The 23,859-nt window shown below is 70.6% G+C and carries 16 protein-coding genes; 13 read left to right on the top strand and 3 right to left on the bottom strand.

Going from position 1 to position 23,859, the window contains the following annotated elements:
* Positions 1 to 10: 10 nt before the first annotated feature.
* From ABZX11_RS15905 to ABZX11_RS15845, 13 genes are all read left to right on the top strand, one after another.
* Positions 11 to 2,296, top strand: coding sequence for a protein kinase (locus ABZX11_RS15905; RefSeq protein ID WP_354913578.1), 2,286 nt, complete (start codon positions 11 to 13; stop codon positions 2,294 to 2,296).
* A gap of 10 nt (positions 2,297 to 2,306) precedes the next feature.
* A complete protein-coding gene (locus ABZX11_RS15900; protein ID WP_354913576.1) occupies positions 2,307 to 3,617 on the top strand; it encodes a hypothetical protein in 1,311 nt (436 codons plus the stop codon).
* A complete protein-coding gene (locus ABZX11_RS15895; protein ID WP_354913574.1) occupies positions 3,614 to 5,566 on the top strand; it encodes an AAA family ATPase in 1,953 nt (650 codons plus the stop codon). Before ABZX11_RS15900 ends, ABZX11_RS15895 begins: the two co-directional genes overlap by 4 nt.
* A gap of 248 nt (positions 5,567 to 5,814) precedes the next feature.
* Positions 5,815 to 6,165 carry an FHA domain-containing protein gene (locus ABZX11_RS15890; protein ID WP_354913572.1) on the top strand — a complete coding sequence of 117 codons (351 nt, stop codon included), beginning with the start codon at positions 5,815 to 5,817 and terminating at the stop codon, positions 6,163 to 6,165.
* The gene (locus ABZX11_RS15885) at positions 6,162 to 7,382 is read left to right on the top strand and encodes a hypothetical protein (protein WP_354913570.1); all 1,221 of its coding nucleotides are present in this window, start codon (positions 6,162 to 6,164) and stop codon (positions 7,380 to 7,382) included. Before ABZX11_RS15890 ends, ABZX11_RS15885 begins: the two co-directional genes overlap by 4 nt.
* Complete coding sequence (locus ABZX11_RS15880; RefSeq protein ID WP_354913568.1) at positions 7,379 to 8,035, top strand: 4Fe-4S single cluster domain-containing protein; 657 nt, start codon at positions 7,379 to 7,381, stop codon at positions 8,033 to 8,035. The genes ABZX11_RS15885 and ABZX11_RS15880 overlap by 4 nt, the downstream gene beginning before the upstream one ends.
* Before the next feature lie 168 nt (positions 8,036 to 8,203).
* A complete protein-coding gene (locus ABZX11_RS15875; protein ID WP_354913566.1) occupies positions 8,204 to 9,124 on the top strand; it encodes a hypothetical protein in 921 nt (306 codons plus the stop codon).
* A 54-nt stretch (positions 9,125 to 9,178) separates the two neighbouring features.
* Entirely contained in the window at positions 9,179 to 11,890 is a 2,712-nt protein-coding gene (locus tag ABZX11_RS15870) for a CHAT domain-containing protein (RefSeq protein WP_354913564.1), read from the top strand.
* A 99-nt stretch (positions 11,891 to 11,989) separates the two neighbouring features.
* Entirely contained in the window at positions 11,990 to 13,369 is a 1,380-nt protein-coding gene (locus tag ABZX11_RS15865) for a hypothetical protein (RefSeq protein WP_354913562.1), read from the top strand.
* A gap of 9 nt (positions 13,370 to 13,378) precedes the next feature.
* Positions 13,379 to 16,252, top strand: coding sequence for an AAA family ATPase (locus ABZX11_RS15860; protein ID WP_354913560.1), 2,874 nt, complete (start codon positions 13,379 to 13,381; stop codon positions 16,250 to 16,252).
* Between the two features lie 66 nt (positions 16,253 to 16,318).
* Entirely contained in the window at positions 16,319 to 18,721 is a 2,403-nt protein-coding gene (locus ABZX11_RS15855) for a caspase family protein (protein ID WP_354913558.1), read from the top strand.
* A 22-nt stretch (positions 18,722 to 18,743) separates the two neighbouring features.
* Positions 18,744 to 18,983, top strand: a complete 240-nt coding sequence (locus tag ABZX11_RS15850; protein ID WP_354913556.1) for a hypothetical protein — start codon at positions 18,744 to 18,746, stop codon at positions 18,981 to 18,983.
* Positions 18,984 to 18,998: 15 nt separating this feature from the next.
* The gene (locus ABZX11_RS15845; protein ID WP_354913554.1) at positions 18,999 to 21,380 is read left to right on the top strand and encodes a hypothetical protein; all 2,382 of its coding nucleotides are present in this window, start codon (positions 18,999 to 19,001) and stop codon (positions 21,378 to 21,380) included.
* 34 nt (positions 21,381 to 21,414) lie between these two features.
* Here ABZX11_RS15845 and ABZX11_RS15840 read toward each other — a convergent pair whose 3' ends face one another.
* The 3 genes from ABZX11_RS15840 to aroB are packed head-to-tail and all read right to left on the bottom strand — an operon-like array spanning position 21,415 to position 23,857.
* Positions 21,415 to 22,323 carry a GNAT family N-acetyltransferase gene (locus tag ABZX11_RS15840; RefSeq protein ID WP_354913552.1) on the bottom strand — a complete coding sequence of 303 codons (909 nt, stop codon included), beginning with the start codon at positions 22,321 to 22,323 and terminating at the stop codon, positions 21,415 to 21,417.
* On the bottom strand, positions 22,320 to 22,751 hold the full coding sequence (gene aroQ, locus ABZX11_RS15835) for a type II 3-dehydroquinate dehydratase (RefSeq protein WP_176176222.1): 432 nt from the start codon (positions 22,749 to 22,751) through the stop codon (positions 22,320 to 22,322). The genes ABZX11_RS15840 and aroQ overlap by 4 nt, the downstream gene beginning before the upstream one ends.
* The gene (gene aroB, locus ABZX11_RS15830; RefSeq protein ID WP_354913550.1) at positions 22,748 to 23,857 is read right to left on the bottom strand and encodes a 3-dehydroquinate synthase; all 1,110 of its coding nucleotides are present in this window, start codon (positions 23,855 to 23,857) and stop codon (positions 22,748 to 22,750) included. The genes aroQ and aroB overlap by 4 nt, the downstream gene beginning before the upstream one ends.
* Between the last annotated feature and the right edge of the window lie 2 nt (positions 23,858 to 23,859).

Below are 23,859 nucleotides of genomic sequence, written 5' to 3'. Positions count from 1 at the left end.
TGACAGCCGGGTGACGACACCGGACGGCGCCCCGCTCACGGAGTTCGATCCGGGGCGGGGCGCGGCACCGCCGCCGAACGGGCCGCCCACCGAGCTCGACCCCGGACGGGCGCCGCTCGGCCGCGGCGCACCGACCGAGGTCGATCCCGGCCGTTCCCGGCCGCGCGGCGCTTCGCCGGGGCTGCCGCCCGGGCTGGCCGCCCGGTTCAAGGTCGAGCTCGACATCACCGGGTCCGGTAACCAGGCCGACGTCTACCACGTGATCCGGCGGTCGGACAACGCGCAGCGCGTGCTGAAGGTGCACCGCCCCGGCTGGCGCCCGGTGGAGCAGGTCGTCCAATTCCTCAGCGGTCCGTGCCCCGACCACGTCGTCGGCTACGAGGAAACCGGCGTCGACGAGGACCGCTTCTACGAGGTCATGGCCCACCTGACCGGCGGCACCCTGCTCGATATGCGCGACCGGCATCCCTCCGGGGTCGCCCCGGACGTCCTCACGGAGATCGTCCGCCAGCTCGCGTCCGGTCTCGCCGACGTCCACCGAGCGGGCATCGTGCACCGTGACGTCAAGCCCGCGAACCTGCTCGTCGGCGAACGCGAGCCGCTCACGCTCGGGATCGCCGACTTCGGCATCGCCCTCCACGTGCCGGCAGGCGAGCTTTGGGTGGACGAAACCCGGGTCGGCACCGTGCCCTACACCCCGCCAGAGTCCGTGACCGGCCAGATCCGCCCGGCCTTCGACTGGTGGTCCCTGGGCGTCTGCGTGCTGGAACTCGCCACGGGGCAGGAACTGTTCGCCGACGTCGAGCACAAGAACATCATCCGCAGCCGGCTCATCAGTCACCCGCTCAACACCAGCCAAATCGCCGACGAAGGCATTCGCCTGCTCTGTGACGGTCTGCTGACCATCAACCCCGACGAGCGCTGGGGTGCCGAGCAGGTCACCGCCTGGCTGCGCGGTGAACGGCCGGGAGTCAGCAGGGCCGCGACCCCCGACACCGAGGCCACCCGAACGGCGGAGCCCTACGTGTTCGCCGGACAAGAGTACTGGGACCGCCGGACCCTGGCCGCCGACCTGATCAACGACTGGCAGCTCTCCCTGTCGGTCCTGTGCGGCGACGACCACGGGCCGCGGAACCGGCTGCTCGCGTGGCTGGCGATGTTCCCCGACAACGGCGTGCGCATCCCCGCGCCGGCCCGCCGCGCGCCCGCCGACGTCCGCCTGCTGCACCTCATCCGGGCGGTGGACCCGACCTTCCCGCCCTGGTACCGCCGGTGGAACATCACGCCCGGGCACCTCGCGCTGCTGGCTCAGGAGGGTTACCAAGGGACCATCCCGAGCACGGACATCGTCACGGAGCTGTGGGAGCACGACCTGTTCCGCCTGCTCGCCATCGGTGGCGGCACCGAGCACGGCCAGAGCGGGGCCGGGCTCGCCGAGGTCCGCGCCGCCTGGCCGCAGGCACAGGAGGATCTGGCCGTGCAGGCGCGCGCCGTCGGAGACACCGGAGCTCGGCGGGCCGCCGAGCTCTTCCTCCGTGAAGAACGAGGCCGCGCGCTTTCCCTGGCGTTGCTCGCGGCGACGGCCGGCGCCGAGAACAAACGAGAGATCCGGCGCGCGCTCGACGAGCAGGCGCGGGCTTTCCGCCTGGACTGGTTTTCCCGGCTGATCGCCGAGCCGGACCGCCACTGGATCGCGATGGCCCTCGTGTCCCACGCGGAAGCCGAGTCTGCACGCCTCGCCGATGAAGCTCTCGCGCGGCGGGCGCACGAGGACTGGCTGCGCCGCACCGAAGGTCTGCGTGACTGGTCCCGCCGGCAGAATCGCCCGCAGGCCCTCAGTTACGCCGCTGCCGGGGTCGCCGCGATCGCCGCCGTCCTGTTCGCACTCATCGGGCTCAGCGATGTGGTCGACTTCGCCTCCGACGTCCAGATCATCGACTCCTGGGTCGGTGTGGTCGCCGCGCTGCTGCTCGGGCTCGTGTCGGAGAGCATCCTGGCTTGGGACAGCGGAGGGCGGTTCCACCCCGCCTACTCGCTGCTCGGCGCGGGGCGGGTCGCCGTGGGCAGGCTGGCCCGGAGCCTCATCGCACGCCGGATCGCCGGCCCGGTCGCCGTGGCGGTCGTGCTGGGGCTGATCGCCCTCACCGTCTTCGCACCCGCCGTCATGCCGTTCGCCGTCGCCTTTTCCCTGCTGCCGTGGACGGTCCAGCGGTCCTTGGCGTGGCGCAACCAGGATCGACGCGAGCGGGAAATCCTGGCTCGCCCGCGAAACGACCGTCCGTCATCGAATCCCTGAGGAGGTAGCCATGAGTTCTGGAACCATGGCCGTAGCGCCGGTCGGTCTGCCCATCGTCGCGGCGGGAGCCATTGTGGTCGCGGGGGCGCTCGCGGTGACCGCCGGAGCCGTGCTGGTGGCCCGGGCCATCAACAGCGCCGCGGAAAGCGGTGTTCGCGCGCTCGGCGAATCGGGCGCCCGGCTCGAGGCCGAAATCGCCGCGATCGAAGCGGCGGAGGCGGCGGGGCAGTGGCGCCGGCGGGCGATCGCCGACGTCGTGGCGGTCAACGCCCGGCTGCGCCTGGTCCGCGAACGCGCCAAGAAGGCAGGCGTCGCCCTGCCCATTCCCCCTCCGCTGACGCTCTCCGCTGAGGTCAGTGCGGCCCGCGCGGTCCAGTGGGTGTCCGAAACGGAGTACGAGATCGCCCGGCTCCACAAGGAGCTGGACGCGGCCGCGCCGCCGCTGCGCGTCACCATCACCGCGAAGACCAGCCTGGCGAACGCCGACATCTCGGCCGAGCTGGCTCGCCTCCGGCAGGTGAGCACCGAACGGCACACCAAGCGGCCGGCCACCGTGTCCGCCGCGTCGATCACCGACGTGATCAGCCTGCTCGACCCGGACGCCACCACGCAGGAACGCGACGAGATGCTGGCCGAAGCCGCAGCCATCGCGGGTCGCACCGAGCAATCGGTGTACCTCAGCGACCTGCGGTCGAAGATCGTCGGGACCCTCAACCCGCGCATCGAACGACGCAGGCTGGCCGCCACCTGGGTGTCGGCACTCGAGAACGGACCGCTCGCCGAGGTCGTCGCCGGCATCGACCCGCCGGCCCCGCTGCGCCGGACCGCCACCGCGCTGCGCGACGTCGTCGCCGGCTCGCTCGACCTGACCCCCGAGCTGCGCTCGGAGGCCGTCCGCCTGATGACGTGGGCCGGGGGCGTGGCCGACCGCGCCTTCACTCGCGAGCTGGTCCGCAAGTGCCTGACCGAGGCCGGTCAAGAGGTGCTGGAAACGGTCGAAGGGGACGGGTTCACCGGCCTGCGGTTCGCCCGGCCCGAGTGGGAGGACCAGCACTCCCTCGTCGTCCGGGTGCGCGACGGCAACATCATCGAGCACCACCTCGAAGCCGCACACGCTCCCACCAGCGACAACGAAAAGCTGATCGGCGAAGAACGCTGCGCCGTCGCAAACGCGGGCATCCAGGCCGTCGCCGAAGCGGCCGCCGCCGCCGGGGTGCGGGTGCAGCTGACGGAATCCGCACCCCAGGTGGCCAGCCGCGAGGTTCCGGCCGCGGACTTCGTCACCGAGGCGCCGATCCACCGGTACCGGGACGGCCGATGACGACCGAATCCGTGATGCAGCAGCAACGCCGGGTCCCGGCCTTCGCGAGCGAAATCGCCGGCACGCTGGCGGTGCACTCACAGTACGTGCTGCACGGCAACATCCGCGACTCCTTCCTGGTGAAGGACGGCGGCGCGCTGCAGATCATGCCGATGGTCCCCCTGCTGTGGCACGTGCTCCGCCCGGCCGGGTTCGACGCACTCGTCACCTACGACACCGTCGCCGGTGTCGGCGTCCACCCGGAGACGAACGAGGCGCACCGGGCCGTGGAACAGGTGCTGGGCGCCACCGTGCTGGGCAGGCGCCCGTCGCCGGAACGCCTGCGCGTCCACCTGACCAAGGTCGTCGGGACAGCCGAGCAGCCACCACCGGAAAGCGACAGCACGCGCCCGGCCGCGGGCGCGCAGGCGGCCTGTGCGGGGCGCCCGGCCGCCCGGCTGGCCTTCGTCGTCGACCACGCGTCCCGGCTCGTCCGCTCTCCCACCCAGCTCGACCAGGCCGAGCGCGACCAGTTCCTGTTCTTCCAGAAACTCGCGCTCACCGCGCCCCGGTACGAGTACCCGGACCGGCCGCGTGCCCTGCACAACCCGGTCATCTGGCTGGTGGAAGGCGAACGGGACCTGCCGGTCTGGTTCACCGCGGGTATCGAGGCGATCCGCACGGTGGCCGCCCCGATGCCCACCCTCGACGATCGCCAGGAAATGGCCCGGCTGCTCATCCCCCTGCTGCCCGAAGGTGCGGAGCCGGAGCCCGGCCGTCTCCCACCCGACGAGGAGTTCGCCGGTCTCACCGAAGGCATGACCCTCGACTCCCTGCTCAAGATCACCAGGCTGGCGGCGGACCGCGGGATGGGCGTCGACCGCATCGCCGACGCCACGCGGATCTTCAAGCTCGGGATCGACGACAACCTGTGGCGGCGCACCAGCGTCCGCGAACAGATCACCAAGGGGCAGCAGGTGATCGCCGAGCGGGTCCTCGGTCAGGACCGCGCGGTGAACAAGACTCTGGACATCCTCAAGCGCGCAGCACTCGGCCTGTCCGGCGCCCAGGCCCGCACTTCGGGGCACCGGCCTCGCGGCGTGCTGTTCTTCGCGGGCCCCACCGGCGTCGGCAAGACCGAGCTGGCCAAGCAGGTCGCCGAACTGCTGTTCGGCGATGCCCAAGCCTACCTGCGGTTCGACATGAGCGAGTTCTCCGCCGAGCAGGCCGCCGACCGGCTCATCGGCGCACCACCCGGCTACGTCGGCTTCGAAGCGGGCGGCGAACTGACCGGTGCGGTGCGCCGACGGCCGTTCCAGGTCATCCTGTTCGACGAGATCGAGAAGGCACACCCACTGGTGCTGGACAAGTTCCTGCAGATCCTGGAGGACGGCAGGCTCACCGACGGCCAGGGCGTGACCACCTACTTCTCCGAATGCGTGCTGGTGTTCACCTCCAACCTCGGAATCATGAAAACGGAGACGAACGAACGGGGGGAAAAGGTCACCTACCGCCTGGTCGCGCCGGGCACCGAATATCCGGAGCTGGAGGCCAGCGTCCGCAAGGAGATCCGCAACCACTTCACGAACGAGCTCAAGCGGCCGGAGCTGCTCAACCGGTTCGGCGACAACATCGTCGTCTTCGACTACATCAATCCGCAGGTGGCCATGCAGATCTTCGAGCTGCAGCTGCGCAACGTCGTCACCAAGGTGCGCGCCGAACTGGGCGTCCGGCTGGAGCTGGCGCCCGCCGTGCACGCGAACCTGGCCCGGCTGTGTTCCTCGGATCAGGACAACGGCGGCCGCGGCGTCGGCAACCTGCTGGAAAGCAATCTGGTGAACCCGCTCGCCAGGAAGCTGTTCGACGACAACGCCGGACGGGGCGATCTGGTCGAGGTTCTCGAACTGCACCCCGGTGACAAGGACGAAGGGCCCAGCCTGACCGCACGGATCACCCCGGGCGGTGCCTGATGAGCCGGGTCTGCTCGGTGGACAGCTCGGAAGTGTTCGACGACGACAAGTCCCTGTGCCCCCAGCACATGTGTCCCCTCGTGGAGGCCGCCGACCGCGAACCGCCGGCGTCGGGACCGCCTCCCGCAGGGGAGCCCGATCGCGCGGGTGGGCCTGCCCCGGCCACCGGCAGGCGAACGGCGTGGAGCCCCGACCGCTGCTGGCACTGCAACCAAGAGGCAGCCGCCGGCAACACCCGGTGCACGAGGATGTCCTGCGGTCGCTCGCTGACCCCACCCGCACTGCACATCCGGTTCGCCGGCGGAGAGATCGAGCTCAGCGAAGGGGACCGGGTACAGCTGGGCAGGCTGGGCGAGTACCAGCGCGTGTTCCAGGAGTACCCGAACGTCTCGCGCGCCCATGCGGTCGTGTGGGTCGCCTCGGACGGGACGGCGTGGGTCGAGCCGCTCACCACCCCGAACGGGACCTTCCTCAACGACGTCGAGATCCAGCCCGCCCTGAACAGGCGATTGGCGTCCGGCGACCGGATCCGGCTCGCCCGCAGCGCCGAGGGCTCGGTCATCCTCTACGAACGCCCGCCCAGGGAGAACCAGCAGTGACCCAGCCGCCGCAGAACCCGCCACCGGTGTTGGCGTCGCGCCGCCGCCGGCCGCCCGCACCCCCCGAACCGCGGTTGCCGCGCCCGATCGTGGAACCGCGTACCTCGGCGGCGGAGCTCATCGCCGAAGCACGCGAGCGAGGCGAAGCCGACGCGCGCAACCACGTGCGCGACGGGTGGTCGTTCACCGATCCGTTCACGCCCGCTCAGGACGCCGAAGCAGGCCACGAAGACTACGTCGAGGTCCTGCGTCACCGTTGCTCAGCCGCGATCGCCTCGGCACGGGAACGGCACCTTGCGGTATTGGAAGGGACCAGGACAGTGCGCAGACGGCGGGAACGCGCGGCGCAGGAGATGGCGGACGCGCAGCGGATGATGAGCCGGCTGGCGGGACGCGAAGCCTGGCTCCGGGAACCCGACCTCGACCGGCCGCCGAGCGCCGAGGACCCGGGGCCCGCGGACCCCGCGGCGGAGGTGGCCGAGGACGACCCGGTGTGGGAAGGCGAAACCACCGCTCTCGGGCTCCGCTGGCGAATACTGATCCTGGCCGGGCTGGTCGCCACCCTCAGCCCGTTGCACTACCTCGTCTTCCACCACTTCCTCGACGGTGTGCTGCCCGGGGCGGCGAGCTGGGCGCTGGGGATCTCGTCGGCCGTGCTCATGGTGCTCGGACCGCACGTCACCGCGTTCATGCTCCGTTCGTCCCGCGCCACCGGCAGCGATCGCGCACTCCGGCCGGCGGCTGCGGTGCTGACCATCGCCTGGGCCACCATGGCGGCGCTGCTGGGCATGGTCGCGGCGGCCGTCGTAGGCGTCGACCATGTACGGCTGGCTTCGCTCGACATCACCGGAACGACGCTGGTGGCGATGCTGATCGCCGGGTTGCTCGTCGCCGGGTCCGTCTCGTTCATGATCGGCCTGGCCCGCCGGCACCCGTTCCAGGAGGCTTACGCGGAGAGCCGGCGCCGGTGCGAGGAGGCGGATGCGGAGTTGCAGGCGCTGATCCTGCAGCTCGACCCCGGCTTCGCGGACTTCGACGTGGTGGTGCCGGAGAACGGCGACCGCCAGCCGGAGACCCTGATCGAAGCCATCCAAGCCGCCTACCGCGCGGCGGAACACGCGTACTTCGACTCCTTGTCGGCCACGATGGGCGACGCGAGCTTCACCGAAGCCGTCGAACACCGGCTGACCCTGGCACGCCGGGAGGACACCCCGTGAACGCGAGATTGCGGATCAGCCGGACCCACTACCCCGTGCACGCCCTGGGTCCGGGAGAGCGGCTTGCCGTGTGGGTGCAGGGCTGCACCCTCTCCTGCAAGGGGTGCATGTCGCGGGACACCTGGCCGGCCGACGGCGGTGAGGACGTGCCGATCGCCGAGCTGACCGCGCTGTGGCGGTCCGCGGTCGATCGTGGTGCCGAAGGGTTGACGATCAGCGGCGGCGAACCGTTGCAGCAGGCGGACGGCCTGGCCGCCTTCCTGACCGCCGCGGACGAGGTGCGCCGCGACGCCGGCCGGGAGCTCGACTTCCTGCTCTACACCGGTTATGACGAGGGCGAGCTGGACGAGACCCGGTGGGCCGCGGCCGGCCAGGCCGACGTCGTGGTCTTCGGCCGGTACGACGTCACCCGGCCGACCGAGCTGGTGTGGCGGGGATCGGCGAACCAGCGGATGGTCCCCCGGACCGATCTGGGCAGGCGCCGCTACGCCGGCTTCGTCGACCACGCACCCGACCACGGACCGCTCCAGCTGGAGGTCCGGAACGGCGATCCCTGGATCATCGGCACGCCCCGCCCGGGCGTGCTGCGTAACCTCGACCGGTCGCTCAAGGGACTCGGGCTGCAGGTCACCGACGCCACCTGGCGACCCTGACCGGTCCAGTTCCGGTGTCGCACCGGTCTATCCCGAGCGCCCGAGGTGGCTCACCCGCCGCACGGGTGGGTACTTGTCGTCAAAGCGTTCCCGCTCCATCGAATTCGCCGGGACCGGCTCCTAGCTTCGGTTGCACCGAAGCAGTTTTGACCCACAGGAGCCTTTCCCATGGCCGAGAACGACTTCGTCCGCACGGTCCCCGAGCACGTCCGGCAGCTGGCGAGCCGGGGCGAGCTGGCCGACCACGCGGCCGCTGCCCACGGCGATGCCCGCCGGAGCCTGCGGGCATCCGTGTTCGAGATCGCCCAGCCCGTCGTGTTCCGCAGCCTCACCAGGAAGCTCGAGCTCAACCGCGGCCACTACCGCTGTGCCACCGCGGTCCAGCAGCTCGACGACCCGTGCCTGGACCGGTTCCACGACGACATGGAAGCCGTCGTCGACGATGTGCTCCGCAACGCCCGGATCCCGATCACCTCCCTGGAGGGCTGGATCCGCCGACGTCTCGTCCCCGCCACGGTCGACGGCTACCGGCGCCGGCGCAGCGAACGCGGGGCCCTCCAGCGGCCGCGGGTGCCCCGCTGGCTGGCCACGGAGCTGGGCGGCGACCCCGTTCTGCTGGCACTCGCCGTCGACATCCTGGACTTCGTCGGCACCGACTCGGTGCCGAGCGCCGGTATCTGGCCCGTGGACCACTGGGCCGAGAGCCGGGTGACCCGCGGTGCGCCGCCGTCGACGGCCCGCCGGGCCGTCGAACGCGAGATTGCCCTTGTGCTGTCGGCAATGCGCCGCCGGCCACGGTGGTACGAGGACTACGTGGAACGGCCGCTGGGCCGCAAACGGCCGCCTTCCGTACCGGTGCCGCGCTTCGCGCCGGAGGAGGGTATCGAACCGGCCTTCCGCCAGGAGGAACCTGACGCACGACTGGAGCGGGCCGTGGTCGCGGTCGCGGCGATCGAAGGCCGGATCGCCCGCGGGGAACCGCCGGAAGCCGTGGTCGCGGACGTGGTGTCGGCCGTGTTCGACGACGAGCCGTGGTCCGCCGATCCTGCGGCGGTCGACCGCATCCTGGCCGCACTGGTCGCGTCGTGAAGCGCTGCCCGTGGTCCGTCAAAAGGGAGCAGAGCAGGACCAAGGGAGGCCACAGTGACCAACGGAGCGAGTGACTCGGCGAGCCGGGAAACCGTCCGGCGCTGCCGGGCCGTCCTGGACGCCATGGCAGCAGGCGCACCGGAGCCGGCCGACCTGGCCCGCTTCCGGACCGATCTGGGCACCCTGCCCGCCGGAGATCCCCGGCGGAGCGAACTCGCGGCCACGATGATCACCCTGCTGACCGATGGGGGTGGGGCGCCCCCGACGAAAGTCATGGCCGACCTCGGGCCACTGTTGGACATGGTGGACAGTGCGCCACCGCATTTGCTCGCGTGGCCGCAGGCGCAGGCGTCGGCCCGCGCCTTCCAGCTGGCACTCGACACCCAGGAACGGCGGATCACCGCCGCCGCGGCCGGCGCCGAGCTGGACGAGCTCGCGGCCCGGCACGGCGATTTCCGCCCCACGCTGAACGCCATCGAAACCGCGCGCAAGGGGATCAAACTCGACATCGCTTTCCAGCGCGGTGACGACAGCAGCAAGCACGGCCTCATCGACCAGATGGGGCGGATGCTCGACCGCATCGGTGACGTACCACAAGCCGGCCCCTTGCGGGACATACAAGCCGCGGTGCACGAACTCCTCGACGCACACGAGAACAGCAACTGGGACGCGGTGCCGAGCCTGCTCGCCCGGCTGCGTCGCTCCTCGGAGGCGGCGGGTTTGGACCCGGCCGGGTTCGCGATGCCGCCCGAGGGTGAAGCGATGCTCAAGCTCCTGTCCGACTCGGAGTCCGGATCGGACTCCGAGTCGGAGCAGCTCACCACCGAGGAGATCCTCCGGCGACACGTCCGTGACGGCAGCGGGCCGGCCGGCAAGATCACTGCCGCATCGATTCTGATGCGTGGGTGGCGGGAAACCGACCCGAAACCCATCGAGCTCGCCATCGAGCTGCTGCGGGAGGCCGCCGCCGAACCCGGTCCCATGCGGGACGTCGCGCGCCACGGGATCGCCGTCTACCTGATGCGGCGGGCGGAAGTCCTAGGAACGCTCGAGGGTCTCGACGAGGCACAGGAAGTACTCGAGGACCTTATCCGGGACCTGCGCGACGACCGCGGTGGTTCGGCGAGCCCGCTGTGGTCGGACGTCCACGAGCTGCTCGGGCACATCAAGCGGCGGGTGGGTGACCAGGAAGGGGCCGGCCATGTGAGCTTCGAAGCCATGTACCGATTCGCACACAAGGCCTTGATGGAATCGGATCCGGCGATCGCGCGGGAGGGCTTGCGCGAAGCCGCCGCGCTCGGCATGCAGATCGCACGGCACCGAGTGCAAGTCGGCGACCTCAGGGGGGCACTCGACGCGCTGGACGCCGGTCGCGGCCTGATGCTGTTCGCCGAGGTGGAAATGCTCGACCTTGTGCCCAGGCTGCGAGTGGCCGGACGCGACGACCTGGTCCTCCGGTGGGAGGAGGAGGGCCCGGCGTCTCCGGGCCTGCGCACCGAGGCCATCGATGTGCTGGTGAACGCCGCGGGCGGCGTCGACAAGCTGCTCAAGAAATCGTCTCCGGCGGACATCCGCGCCGCCTTGCGCACCGTCGACGCTGACGCCCTGGTCTACCTCGTGCCCACCGACCAGCAGCAACCTGGCCTGGCGTTGGTGGTACCCCGCGAAGGGCAGATGGCCTACCTGCCACTGTCCTACCTCGACGTGAAGCAGGGCGCCGGGGCCGGGGACTACCTGAGTGCGCTGTCACGCCTGTCCCGCGAGCTGTCTCCCGTCGCTCAAGCGCCCTTCACCGATCGCCTGGACAACCTCTGCGACTGGGCCTGGCGGGTGGCCATCGGTCCTCTTTTGGAGCGCTACTTCGCACGGGATGCCGCGAAGCGCGGCCGGGTGCCGCGCATCGTGCTCGTCCCGATGGCTGAGCTGGCGGCCATTCCCTGGCAAGCCGCCCGTAACCGCGAAGGCACGTATGCCTTGGAGCTGGCAGCCTTCTCCTTGGCGGTGTCGGCGCGCGAGTTCTGCGCGAACGCCGCGCGGCCTCCGATCCGGCTGACGTCGACCGGCCTCGTCGTCGGTGACCCGGACACCGCCGGGTCCGCGCGCGACCTGCCCGCCGCGCGGCTCGAAGCGTTCGAAATCCACAAGGCCTTCCTGCGCGCGGCCAAGTACGTGGGACGCCGTCCGAGCGGAACCGTGAGCCCGTCCGGGCCGGGTACCGCCGCTCAGGTGCGATCGTGGTTGGCGGCCGACGCCCCCCACGCGGGTGCGGTGCTGCACCTCGCCTGCCACGGCCAGTTCAGCTCCGAAAAGCGAGCCGCGAAGGCGAGCCTGGTACTGGCACCCGATTCGGCGGGCGCACCGGGCGGGCTGGGCGCGGACGAAATCGTGCGGCTGCTGCACAGCACGCCGAACCGGCAGATCGGTCTCGTCGTGATGGCGGCTTGCCACACCGGGCGCTCCATCCACGGGTACGACGAGGCGTACAGCCTCGGCACTGCCTTCCTGGCCGGCGGCGTCCGCACGGTGCTTTCCACGCAGTGGGCGGTTCCGGACGATGCCACCTCGATGCTCATGTACCTGTTCCACCATTACCTCCGCGCGGAAAAACTGCCTCCGTGGCAGGCGTTGCGGGCCGCCCAGCTCTGCCTGATCCGGCCGGACACCCCCATGCCCGAGACCATGCCCGCCCACCTGCGTGAGCTCGCCGCTGACCGCGAACACACGGGTGTCGTCGGCTGGGCCGGGTTCGTCCACGCCGGCCACTGACCGATCTCCCGATCAGAGAAAGAGACCCGGATGTCCCAAAGCACCGAAAGCATCGACGAGCTGCGTGCGCGGCTGGCCGGCCTCGAAGGCCCCGCGAGGGTGGAGCCGCTCAGCAACCTGGCGCAGAAGCTGTTCCAGCGGGTGGCGAGCACGCCACTGGATTCCCCCTCGGCGCGGGCCGACCTCGGCGAGGCGATCCGGTGCGCCGAAGAGGTCTACCGCCACCATCAGCCCGGGGATCCGCTACGACCGCAGACCGCCGCCTTTCTCGGCTACATGCTGGGCTTTCGCGACCTCCAAATCCAGGGTGCCACCACCCGGTCGCAGGCCATCTCGCTGCTCGAAGAGGCGATCGCGGACGGGCAGTTCCCGGTCTCTTACCTGGCGACAATCCGCGTGGTGCTCGCGATGCTGCTGATCAACCACTCCCAGAACCGGCTGACGAGCATGGTCTCGCTCTCCCCGATCGACATGATGGCGGGGCGGCGTTCGCCCGCTGCCACGCCGGACATCGATCGCGCCGAAGAGCTCCTGCGGACCGTGCGAGCGACCACCGGGGTGTCGACCGACGTGTCGGACATGGCCGACTTGATGCTGCAGATGTGCGAGCTGATGAAGATGATGCTCGGTCTGGGCACCAAGCCCATCGACATGTCGGCGCTGGGCAGCATGTTCGGTCGCTTCACCGACCTGCAGAACCGGTTTCAGGCCGGCGGCACCGGCATCTTCGGGATCATGCGGAACGCGCTGGAGCCGGGGGCCGGTGTCCTCGACGTGCCGCCCGAAGAGTATCCGGTGCTCATCATGGAGGACAGTGACCAAGAGACCGACGCACCGGGTGAGCCGAGCCCGGCTGCCGCGAAACCCGGACCTGCACGAAACGACCTGCTCCGATCCCTGCTGGAACTGCTGGCCCTCGGCCAGGACAGCCGAAGCGCCTGGGCCGCGACGGCCCGGCTGCTGCTGCCCGACTCGGAAGTGCCCGGGGTGGAGACCATCGACGAGGCTGTCGCCTTGGCCAGTGAAGTGGTGGAAAGCGACGAAGTCACCCTCTCCGGAGAAGACATCGCGCTGGCGCAGTTCGTCTACGCCGCGACCTTGTGCTTGCGGCAGCGCACGGACCCCGACGGCGACAGCACCGACTGCGTGCTCGGTGCCGAGGCGCTGCTGTCCGCCGTGCGTGCGCTCCCGGCCGACCACCCCGAAGTGCCGGTTGTCCTGCGCTCGCTGGGCGCGTTCCTCACGGGCGAGCGGCCATTGGCCGCGCTGGACGCCGTCGCCGCCGGGTTCACCGGGCGCTTCGATGCTGTGCTGGCCGGAGAAAGCCTTCCCGCGGAGCTCAAAGGCGAGCTCCACGCGCTGCGCTGCGCGTGCCGGGCGGCCTTCGCCGGGGCCCAGCTGCGCAAGGCGGTCGAGGAGCTGCCGGGCAGCTATCCCTGGCCGGTGTCCCTCAAAGCGGCGGCCTCGCCGCCCGCCTGAGCGCAGCCGATGAACGGGTTCTTCGGCCGGGCCGCCGAACTCCGTCAGCTCGAGGAGCTGCTGGCTGCCGCGGCGAAGGGCAGTCCCTCGGCCGTGGTGCTCGACGGCGAAGCCGGCTCCGGCAAGACGAGGCTGCTGCAGGAATTCGCCCGCATCGCCCGGGAGTCCGGTGCGTTCGTGCTGTCCGGCGGCTGCCTGGAGCTGGCCGGCGACGGTATTCCGTACGGGCCGCTCACCGAGGCGCTGCGCCACCTGGTCCGCACGCAAGGCAAGTCCCGCGCCCGCGAGCTGGCCGGACCGGCCTGGTCGGAGCTGGCGGACCTGATCTCCGACTTCACCACCGGGCCGGGGCCGGCGCCCGGGTACGGAGCCCAGACCCGGGTGTTCGGCGCGGTCGCCCGGCTCCTCGACCACCTCGGTGACCGGCAACCGCTGGTGCTGGTGTTCGAGGACGTGCACTGGGCCGACACCGCCACCCTGGACTTGATCGCCTACCTGGTGCTGACCCAGACCGACGAGCGGCTCATGCTCGTGTGCAGCTACCGGTCCGGGCTCCGCACCGGGCATCCACTGCGGGTCCGGCTGACGGAGCCCGAGTTCGTCAGGCGGACGCGCAGGCTGACGTTGCCGCCGTTCAGCCGTCAGGAACTGCGGTCCTTCGTCGCCGCGCTGACCGGGGAGGACGTCAGCCCCGAGCTGGCGGACCGGTATTTCGCGCTGTCCGAGGGCAATCCGTACTTCACCGAGCAGCTCGTCGCCGAGTCCGGTGCCGGCAGCACCCGGATCCCGCCCTCCCTGGACAACCTCATGCGCGAACGCCTCGCTCGGCTCGGTCCCGATGCGAGCGAGCTCACCAAGCTGGCGGCGGTGGCGGGCCGCCGAGTCGGGGACGCACTGCTGGCCCGGGTCGCCGAGCTCGAGGACCGGACGCTCGACGCCGCGCTGACCGAGTGCCTCGGACAACGCGTCCTCGTCGAGGACCAGGACGACGGCTCGTACCGGTTCCAGCACGCCCTGCTCCGCGAGGCCGCCTACGCGATGGTTCTCACCCGGGAACGCAGGCGACTGCACGCCCGGTTCGCCGAGGCGCTGGCCGCCGAAGCGCCGGCAAACCCGCGCTTGCTGCCCGAGCTCGCCTACCACTGGTTCGCCGCCGACGACATCCCGCGCGCCCTGCACGCCTCGGTCGGCGCCGGCGACCTGGCCATGCGGCTGCGTGCGTTCACGGAAGCCGAGACGCAGTACGCTCGCGCGCTCGACCTGTGGCCACGGTTGCCCGACGCGGAACAGGTGGCGGCCACGACCCGGGTCCAAGTGCTGGAAGTCGCGGCGAACGCCGCCCGGTGGGCCGGGCATCTCCAACGGAGCGTGAGCTGGGCCCGCTTGGCGGTGGAGGCGGCGGCCGGCACGGGTCCCGTCCGGCTCGGGGGCTTGCACGAGCGCTTGAGCAGCTATCTATGGGAGGCGGGATACGACGAGGAGTCGCTGGCCGAGCTCCGCTCCGCCGACCATCTGCTCGCCGAGGTCCGGCCGAGCGCGGCCGGCTCTCGGGTCCGTTCGGCGCTCGCCACGGCGGCGGTGAAGTCCGGCCGGTATTCGGAAGCGCTCGAACTCGCCTGGCAGGCGGAGGCGGAAGCGGAAGCAGCGTCGGCGGTCCCGGAGACCGGACGCGCCCGCAACAGCCGCGGACTTGCGCTGTCCGGTCTCGGCAAGCACACCGAGGCCGTCACGGCCGTGGAGGCCGCACTGAAGATTGCCGAAGCGGAGGACCAGCTGGAGGACCAGCTGCGGGCGTGCGGCAACCTCGGTGTCTGCCTGGAGCGCGCGGGCCGGCTCACGGAAGCGGCCCGGCTGTTCCAGGCGGGTTTGGCGAAGACGCGGGAGTTCGGACTGCTCGACTCCCGGCAGGCGGCACTGCTCGCGAACAACGCTTGCGCCACCTTGTTCCAGATCGGCGAATGGGAAGAGGCCACGCTCCTCGCCGAGGAGGTGCTGCGCTACCACCCGGCGCGGGAAACCACCTTCCAGCGGCTCACCAAGGCGGAGGTCGACCTGGCCACCGGCCGGTTCGACGAGGCCGAGCGGTTGTTGCGGAGCATCCGCAACCTACCCAGCACGCAGCCGCGCTTCCTGAGCCCGGTCTACCGTTGCTTCGCCGAACTCGCCGCTGCCCGCGGCGACCTGGAAAACGCACTGTCGAGCGTGCGGCACGGCATCGAAGTGGTCGCCGCCGGTGAAGATGTCCTGCTCCTCTTGCAGTTGTGTGCTTACGGTCTGCGGCTGGTCGCCGACTGGCCACCACCTGGCCCACCGCTGGAATTCCGGGCCCTCGCCGACGACATGGCCGCCAGGGCAACCACCGGCGACGATCCCGAGACCCGCGTGTTCGCGGCGCTCTGCGCGGCTGAACGGGCCCGTGCCTCGGGCGAGGACACCTTCACGATGTGGAGTCGCCTCGCGGATTCGTGGGCCGCGTTGAACCGGCCGTATCCCGAAGCCTATGCCCTGGCCCGAGCCGCGGACGCGGCAGCTCGGGCCCTCGACCGACCGGCCGCGACCGAAGCGGCGTCCCGTGCCGCGCACATCGCGGAGCGGCTCGGGGCCGAGCCACTGGCCGGGGTGATCAAGCGGATCAGGCGGACGCACCGGCTTTCGAGCGAGCGTCCCGCGCGACCGAAGCGGCCGTTCGGGATATCGGATCGCGAGCTGGAAGTACTGACGCTCGTCTCCCGCGGCCTGACCAACAGCCAGATCGCCGGCCGGCTGCACGTGGCGACGTCCACTGTGGCCAACCAGCGGGCATCGGCGATGCGCAAACTCAACGCCAAGAACGGCCCCGACGCGGTGCGGATCGCCCGCGAAGGGGGGCTCTTGGCGGACTGACGGTGTGCGGCAACCGGCTCGGGAACGGCCCGAGCCGGTTCGGCACACCCGGACCCAGGAGGACAGATGGTACGCAGGGCACTGCTGATCGGCTCGGCCACCCAGGGCTTGCGTGGTCCCGGCAACGACATCGCCGCCATGGCGGACGTATTGGCGCGCCGAGGTTTCCAGCCCGTGGTGTGCGACGGGGAGAACGCCAGCCGGGCCGGCATCCTCGACGCCTACGAGCGGCTGATCAGCCAGTCACGTCCGGACGACGCCGCCGTCGTCTACTACAGCGGGCACGGGACTTACGCGAAGGACCCGGCCCTGGCCGACGGCATGCCCGGACCCGGAGTGGTCCAATTCATCGTCCCGACCGATTACGAGCAGTCGGAAGAGGATGATTTCCGCGGTATCGCCAACGTGGAACTGTCTTTTCTGCTCAGCAGGCTCACCGAACGCACGCGCAACTGCGCGGTCATCCTCGACTGCTGCCACTCGGGAACCATGTCCCGCGATCTCGGTACCGGCGCTGTGGCCCGGGTCTGGCCCCGCGCCGTACCGGACTACCTGGCCCGGGCGCACCTGGATTCACTGCATCGCCACGGCATCGACTTCTCGCGGCTGGATGCGGCAGGCAACCCGGACGCCGTCCGGATCGTGGCGTGCGCGCCGGACCAGAAGGCGCACGAGGCCCACAACTCCGATGGCTTGATCATGGGGTACTTCACCGACGCGCTCACGCGGGTACTCGGTGCGCTCGGCCCGGACGCCGGGCGGTACTCCTGGGCGACCGTGGTCGACCGAGTCCGCCAGCTGGTCCTGGAACGGTGCGGCGTGCAACGGCCGGAGGCCGAGGGCCCGGCCGAACGGGAGTTGTTCGGCACCGAACCGGTGGAGCAGGTCGCCTACCTGCCCGCATCCCGGCAGCGCCGATGGATCCGGATAGCCGGCGCCCGGTTGCTCGGCTACGGAGAGGGGGACGAGTTCGCGATCCACCACGAAGACGACCTGCTCGGTGCCGTCGTGGTCGACTGGACCGACGGGCATTCGGCGTTCGGCGAGCTGCGAGGACCGGAACCCGGCATCGAGCTCGCTGTCGGTGCCCGCGCGCAGGTCGTCGCGACAGCCGTGCCGGCTCTCCCCGTCTTTCTCGGAACCGGCTCGAGCTCTCTGGTGAAACACGTCGAAGAGGACCCGGCTCTGCGGGCGGCGGCTGCGGAAGAGACCGGATCGGTGCAGGTCCTGCCGGCTCCCGGTGGCTCAGCCCTCCACGACGCCATCGGTCCGCTGAGTCACCCCAAGCCCGTCGAGCACCTGCTGGGGGACCTCAAGCGGATAGCGCGGGCGCGCGCGGTACTGAGGTTGTCCGAGGACCCGGGGATGGCACTGCCCGCCCAGGTGCGTCTCGAGCTGGCTCGGGTCGTCGACGGGGTTCCGCAGCCGCTGCCCACCAGTGGCGCGGTGCTCCACCCCGGCCAGGCCGTCTGTGTCGTGGTGCACAACGATGGTCAACAATCCCTGTACGTGTCGCTGCTGGACGTGGGGATCTCCGCGCAGGTCACCTTGCTGAACCCGGCGCACCCCAGCGGCGTCGCCATCGCTCCGGGCAAGAAGTACATCTTCGGAGGCGACGACGTCACCGGGGCGCTGCCCGGCCTGGAACTGGGCTGGCCGCCGTCGGTGCCCCGGGACAATCCTCGCCGGGAAACCATCGTCGTGCTGATCAGCGAAGACCGCGCCGACGCGGTTCTCCTGCAGCAGGGCGGGGTCCGCACCGGCTCGACGCCGAACCGGCTGGAACAGCAGCTCCGGCGATTGGGCGCCCACGACAGCAGAGAACTCATCACGCCGGCGCTGACGCGTGCGATGCGTTTCGCCGTCCGGACGATCGATTTCGAGGTCGTGCCGGCTCCGGCGCCCGGCGCGGAACGGGCCGTGTTCGAAGTCGACGATCGTCCGGCTCCCGTGGCGCCCTCGAGCGAAGCCGCGGTGCCGTCCACGGTGGTCGTGCGTTTGCCCGCCTTGGTCGTCCACCACAACCGCACGTTCCGCAGCCGGGATTTCCGGCTCGACACCCTGGTTCTCACGACCGCCGCCGACGGGCACACCAGCCACCACGTCCACACCGCGCGGTTCAGCGGCGCGGTCGACGGCACCCGGCTCGCCGTCGAAGGCAACCCGCTGTTCCGCGGGGAAGTCCGCGAACGGCTCGACGTTGCCATGTGGGTGTCCCCGGCCCCGGAGGTCGACGCGGACCTCTCGGCGGTGAGCGGGAAGTCGGCCGCAGAGCTCATCGACTCCGTCGAAGCCTTGCTCTCGGCGTCGTCGAGCCGGGTCGTCGGCCTGTACCGGGCCGGGTTCCTGGCCGGCGAGCGGTTCGGCACAACACGACCGGCGGCCGAGACCAGGGTCCGGACGGCGGACTTCACCTTCGACCTCACCATCGAACGGGAAGCCGGTCGCGATCCGTCATTCCTTGGATGACAACCCACGAAAGGACAAGTCGATGGAGACCAAGCGGATCAGGCTCGGAGACCAGGTGTGGAAGGTGAGCGCGGCCGAGGTGGCCTCGGTCGCGGCCACCGTCGAGGCGGCCATGGCCGAGGGCAAGGTCGTCAAGCTCACCCTGCTCACCGGCGACGGCGCCCCGGCCACGGTCCTCTTCAACGGACAGGTCGCCGAGCTCGCCGTCATCGATGACGGGGCGGTTCCCAGGCCGACCGAGATCTCCGGTTCCCGGAGCTGACGCGTCGGCGTCCCCATGCCCGAAGACACCGGCTGGCGCACGCACCTGCGGTCGAAGGTGCGAGAAGAGCTCGTCAAGATCCTGGGTGAAGTGGCGTGGCAGCCCGAGTTCGCCACCGAGATCGCCGAGGAACGCCTCGACGTGCGCCGGCTGGTCCGGGAACTCTCCACCGATCCGAGGTTGATGGACCGTTCCGTGCTGGCGTACGAACCGGTACTCGAGGCGGAGAAGGCCATGTCCTCACTGGCCGGGCAGCGACCTCCGCTTCGGGTCCGGGGATGGCGACCGAACCGGCGCAACGTCGGCGCGGTGGTCGTCGGGCTGGCCGTTCCGATCGCGTCGGCCTGGATGATGGGCAAGTTCTCCTTCTTCAACGGGACGATTGCGTCGCTGCTCCCGTTGGCCCTCATCGGGGCGTCGTTCGCTGCGCTCGGCTTCCTTGTGCGCAACGGTCTGCCCGAGTGTGTCTGGGAGCGGCTGACCTGGGAAGCCAGACGATTGCGAGCCTGGGCCGCCCGGAAGGGCGAGCAGCTCGACTGGCGGCAGGCGGTTCGCGACGAAGTGGTGACGCCCTATGTCCGCGAATGGATCAACGGTGCGAAGGAGCCCACCTTCGACACCGTTCTGACATTGCGGGACGGTTCCGCTCTCCTCTCACAAACCCGGGACAGCCCGCTGGTGCAGACCAGGTCGATCGAGGCGTTCCGGCGGGAGTTGTCCCGTCCCGATCCGGGTGCTGTCGGCATCGCGGGGCCTCGAGGGGTCGGCAAGACGACCTTGCTCGAACGCACCCTCGACAATGCCTTCACCGCCGCCGACCAACCACCGTTCCTCACCGTCGTGGCGAGCGCGCCGGCGCGGTACGACCCCCGGGAGTTCATTCTCCACCTGTACGCCGTCACCTGCCGGGCCGTTCTCCGCACCGCGGGCCCCGACGAAAGAGTTCCGGCCGAAAGCGAAGACGAGCTTGTCTGGCGACGGCTCCAGCGAAGGGCGAGGACTGTGGCCCGGCTGCAGCGGGTCTGCCGAGTCGCGGTGGTCAGCGCGCTCGTATGGATCATCGCCGGTGTGATCACGTTTTTTGCACTCGACCTCGTCGACGTGAGCCGAAGCGTCAGCGTCGCAAGAGTCAACGCGATGATCGACGGACTCATCAGCGAGCCGTTCGACTACCTTTCTCCGTGGCACTGGGATCTGGCGCTGCAGATCCTGGCGACGCTCATGTTCGGGTACGCCCTCGGCCGCCCGGTTTGGCTGATCATCCGCTACATCGTCGACGGCTGCTGGGCACTGCTCTTCGGCGAATGGCGTCGCCGCGTTCGCCGCTACTACAGCCTCGACCACAAAGCCCTGTGCACCCTGGCCCGCCACGACCTGCGTCAGGTGCGATTCCTCCAGACCCGCACCGAGGGGTGGTCGGGAAAGTTGAGCACCGGCGGTGTGTTCGAAATGGGCCTGACCAGGACCATTGCCCGTGCCGAACGCCCCCTGACCCATCCCGAAATCGTCGACGACTACCGAAGGCTGCTCGAACGGGTCGTTTCCGTCCTCACCCCGGACGACATCAGCGGGGTGATCGTCGCCATCGACGAACTCGACAAGCTCGCCGACCCGGCGGAGGCGAGAGAGTTCATCGACGAGATCAAGGGAGTGTTCGGGGTCAGCCGGTGTTTGTTCCTCGTCTCCGTCTCCGAGGACGCGCTGACTTCGTTCCAGCGTCGCGGCATCCCGATCCGGGACGCGTTCGACAGTGCCTTCACCAACGTCATCCGCATCGATCCCTTCACCCTCGACGACGCCAGGGCCTGGTTGGCCAAACGGGCATTCGGCATTCCCGAGCCTTTCATCCACCTCTGTTACTGCTTGTCGGGCGGCTTGCCACGTGAACTACGGCGTGTCGCCGTCGCGATGTACGACCTGCACCGCGACCGCAAGGACGGAAGTGACCTCGCCACCATCGCCTCGTCTCTGGTGGTAGCCGATATCACCGCCAAGTGCCGAGCTTTCACCAGCGCGGCGGTTCAACTCGACGACGAAGCCGACCCGAGCGCTTTCCTCGCCGTCGTCACGACCCCGGCCTGCGATCAGGCCTCGTGGATGATCAGCCAATGCACGGCGGCGCTTCCGGATGGCCCCGGCAGTCCCCCGACCGGCCTTCACCGCCTCCGCTGGGAGGCGGCGAGCTACCTGTACTTCAGCGCGACCATCGTCGAGTTCTTCACCAACGAGCTACCACCCGAGACCATGCGCGCGGCCAAGACGAACGGCAGCATCACGGCGCTGGCGTCGGCCCGGCAGCAGATGTCCGTCGACCCCCGGGTGAGCTGGGAGTTGATCACCGGCTTCCGACGGCAATGGGGACTCGACACCGTTCAGGAACGCCCCGCAAGTCCCTAGGCCGAGGCAGGTGCCCTTCCGCGCACCCTGGTGGTCAGGCTCCCGCTGCCGGCCCCTCCGCCGCGACCAGCTCGACCTCGAAGCCCGCCTCGTTCTCCAGGTACGCCGCGTAGTGGGCGGGGCCGCCCGCGTGCGGGTACTTCTCCGCGAACAACGGCCGCCAGCCGTGGTTCGGTGCCCGGGACGACAGGTCGTCCACCTGTGCGCGGGTGTCCACGTGCAGTGCCAGGTGGTTCAGCCCCGGCCGCGTGCGCTCGTGCGCCTCTGCCGTCAGCGCCGGGGATGCCTCGGCCACCAGGTACGTCGCGCCGAGGCGCCAGCTGACACCGTCCGGCCAGCGTTGGAACTCGCGCCAGCCCAGCTCGCCCAGGAGCCAGCCCCAGCTGCGCTCGGCTTCGGCGAGGTCCGGCACCCACAGCTCGATGTGGTGCGGCCGCCCGCTCACCGCCGGCAGCGCGACCAGCACCCGGTGCAGGTCGCCGTAGTGGACGCCGCTGCCGACGTCGAGGAAGCCCAGGCGCGCAGCCACCTTCCGGCTCGCCTCGTTCCGCTCGTGGACCAGTGCCCACACCGCCGGGAGACCGAGCGTGCCGAGCCCGTGGTCCAGCAGCGCGCGGGCCGCCTCGGTGGCCAGGCCCTGCCCCGCGTGCGCGCTCGCGACGTAGTAGCCCAGCTCGGGCACCCCGCCCGGCAGCTCCCCCGACGGCCGCAGGTGCGCGACGCCGATCACCCGGCCGTCGCGCTCGATCACCCAGTGGCCCTGGCCGGCCGGGCCGTCGTAGGCCAGCCGGCGGTCGACCATCGCGCTCGCCGTCGCCGGGTCGGAGAAGTCCGCCGCGAAGTACCGGCTCATCTCCGGGTCGGCGAACACCTCCACCACGGCTTCGCGATCCGCCTCGGCCAGCGGCCGCAGCGTGAGCCGCGGTGTCGCCAGCAGGGTCATCCGGCGTGCGTGGCGAGCCAGCGCAAGGCCAGCGGGTAGCCGTCGACGCCGAGACCCGCGATGACCGCCGTGGCGATGTCCGAAAGGACGCTGTGGTGCCGGAACGCCTCCCGCTTGTGGACGTTCGAGATGTGCAGCTCGATCAGCGGCGCGGTCAGCTGCGCGGCGGCGTCGCGCACCGCGATCGAGTAGTGCGTCCACGCGCCCGCGTTGAGCACCACCGGGTTCCCGCCGTCGGCGGCCTCGTGCAGCCAGCCGACCAGCTCGCCCTCGAAGTCGGTCTGCCGGACCTCGACCTCGATCCCCAGCTCCTCGCCGCTCTTGACGCACAGCGCCGCGAGGTCGTCGTGCGTCGTCGAGCCGTAGACCGACGGCTCGCGCTTGCCGAGCCGGCCGAGGTTCGGGCCGTTGAAGACGAACACCTTCACAGCAGCACGCTCCCGCCGCTGCGGGACGGCTCCGACGCGATCGCCGAGTACGCGGCCGCGAGCAGCGCCGGGTCCGGCCCCTCGAGCCGGCCGGGCTTCGCGAGCGCGTCGAGGACGACGAACCGCAGCGCCCCGGAGCGGGTCTTCTTGTCGCCCTTCATGGTTTCCAGCAGCTGCGGCAGCGCGTCGGCGCCGTACGTCGTCGGCAGGCCGAGCAGCTTCAGCACCGAGGCGTGCCGCGCGGCCGTGGCGTCGTCGAGCCGCCCGGCCAGCCGCGCCAGCTCGGCGGCGAACACCAGGCCGACGCTGACCGCGGCGCCGTGCCGCCACCGGTACCGCTCGCGGCGCTCGATGGCGTGCCCGAGCGTGTGCCCGTAGTTGAGGATCTCCCGCAGGTCGGATTCGCGCAGGTCGGCGGCCACGACGTCCGCCTTGACCTGGATGGACCGGCGGACCAGCTCGGCCAGGACGTCACCCGCCGGGTCGAGCGCGGCGGCCGGATCGGCCTCGATCAGCTCCAGGATCCGCGGGTCGGCGATGAAGCCGGCCTTGACGACCTCGGCCATGCCGGCGACGAGTTCGTTCGGCGGCAGCGTCTCCAGCGTCGCGAGGTCGACGAACACCGCGCTCGGCTCGTGGAACACCCCGACCAGGTTCTTGCCCGCGTCGGTGTTGATGCCGGTCTTGCCGCCGACCGACGCGTCGACCATGCCGAGGAGCGTCGTCGGCACGTTGACCAGCCGGACGCCGCGCATCCACGTGCCCGCGACGAACCCGGCGAGATCGGTGACGGCACCGCCGCCGAGGCCGACCACGGCGCCGCGGCGGTCCAGCCCGATCCGGCCGAGCACCTCCCAGCAGAAGCCCGCGACGGTCAGCGCCTTGCCGTCCTCGGCGTCCGGGATTTCGACGCGGTGGGCGTCCAGACCCGCGGCGGCCAGCTCGTCGCGGATGGCCTCGGCCGTGGTGGTCAGCGTGGGCGGGTGGATCAGCGCGATCTTCGAAGCGCCGGCCAGGTGCTCGGTGAGGTCGCCGAGCAGGCCGCGCCCGACCACGACGTCGTAGGGCTGGGCGGTGGCGACCGGGATGCGCACCGGATCAGACACGA

Origin of the sequence: Amycolatopsis sp. NPDC004169, from assembly GCF_040610315.1 — a bacterium.
GTDB lineage: Bacteria > Actinomycetota > Actinomycetes > Mycobacteriales > Pseudonocardiaceae > Amycolatopsis.
This window is presented reverse-complemented; position numbering and strand designations above follow the sequence as displayed.

Coding starts and splice junctions, on each gene's coding strand:
- ABZX11_RS15900 (WP_354913576.1), top strand. CDS start 2,307: ATGAGTTCTGGAACCATGGCCGTAGCGCCGGTCGGTCTGCCCATCGTC.
- ABZX11_RS15895 (WP_354913574.1), top strand. CDS start 3,614: ATGACGACCGAATCCGTGATGCAGCAGCAACGCCGGGTCCCGGCCTTC.
- ABZX11_RS15890 (WP_354913572.1), top strand. CDS start 5,815: ATGTCCTGCGGTCGCTCGCTGACCCCACCCGCACTGCACATCCGGTTC.
- ABZX11_RS15875 (WP_354913566.1), top strand. CDS start 8,204: ATGGCCGAGAACGACTTCGTCCGCACGGTCCCCGAGCACGTCCGGCAG.
- ABZX11_RS15860 (WP_354913560.1), top strand. CDS start 13,379: ATGAACGGGTTCTTCGGCCGGGCCGCCGAACTCCGTCAGCTCGAGGAG.
- ABZX11_RS15855 (WP_354913558.1), top strand. CDS start 16,319: ATGGTACGCAGGGCACTGCTGATCGGCTCGGCCACCCAGGGCTTGCGT.
- ABZX11_RS15850 (WP_354913556.1), top strand. CDS start 18,744: ATGGAGACCAAGCGGATCAGGCTCGGAGACCAGGTGTGGAAGGTGAGC.
- ABZX11_RS15845 (WP_354913554.1), top strand. CDS start 18,999: ATGCCCGAAGACACCGGCTGGCGCACGCACCTGCGGTCGAAGGTGCGA.
- ABZX11_RS15840 (WP_354913552.1), bottom strand. CDS start 22,323: ATGACCCTGCTGGCGACACCGCGGCTCACGCTGCGGCCGCTGGCCGAG.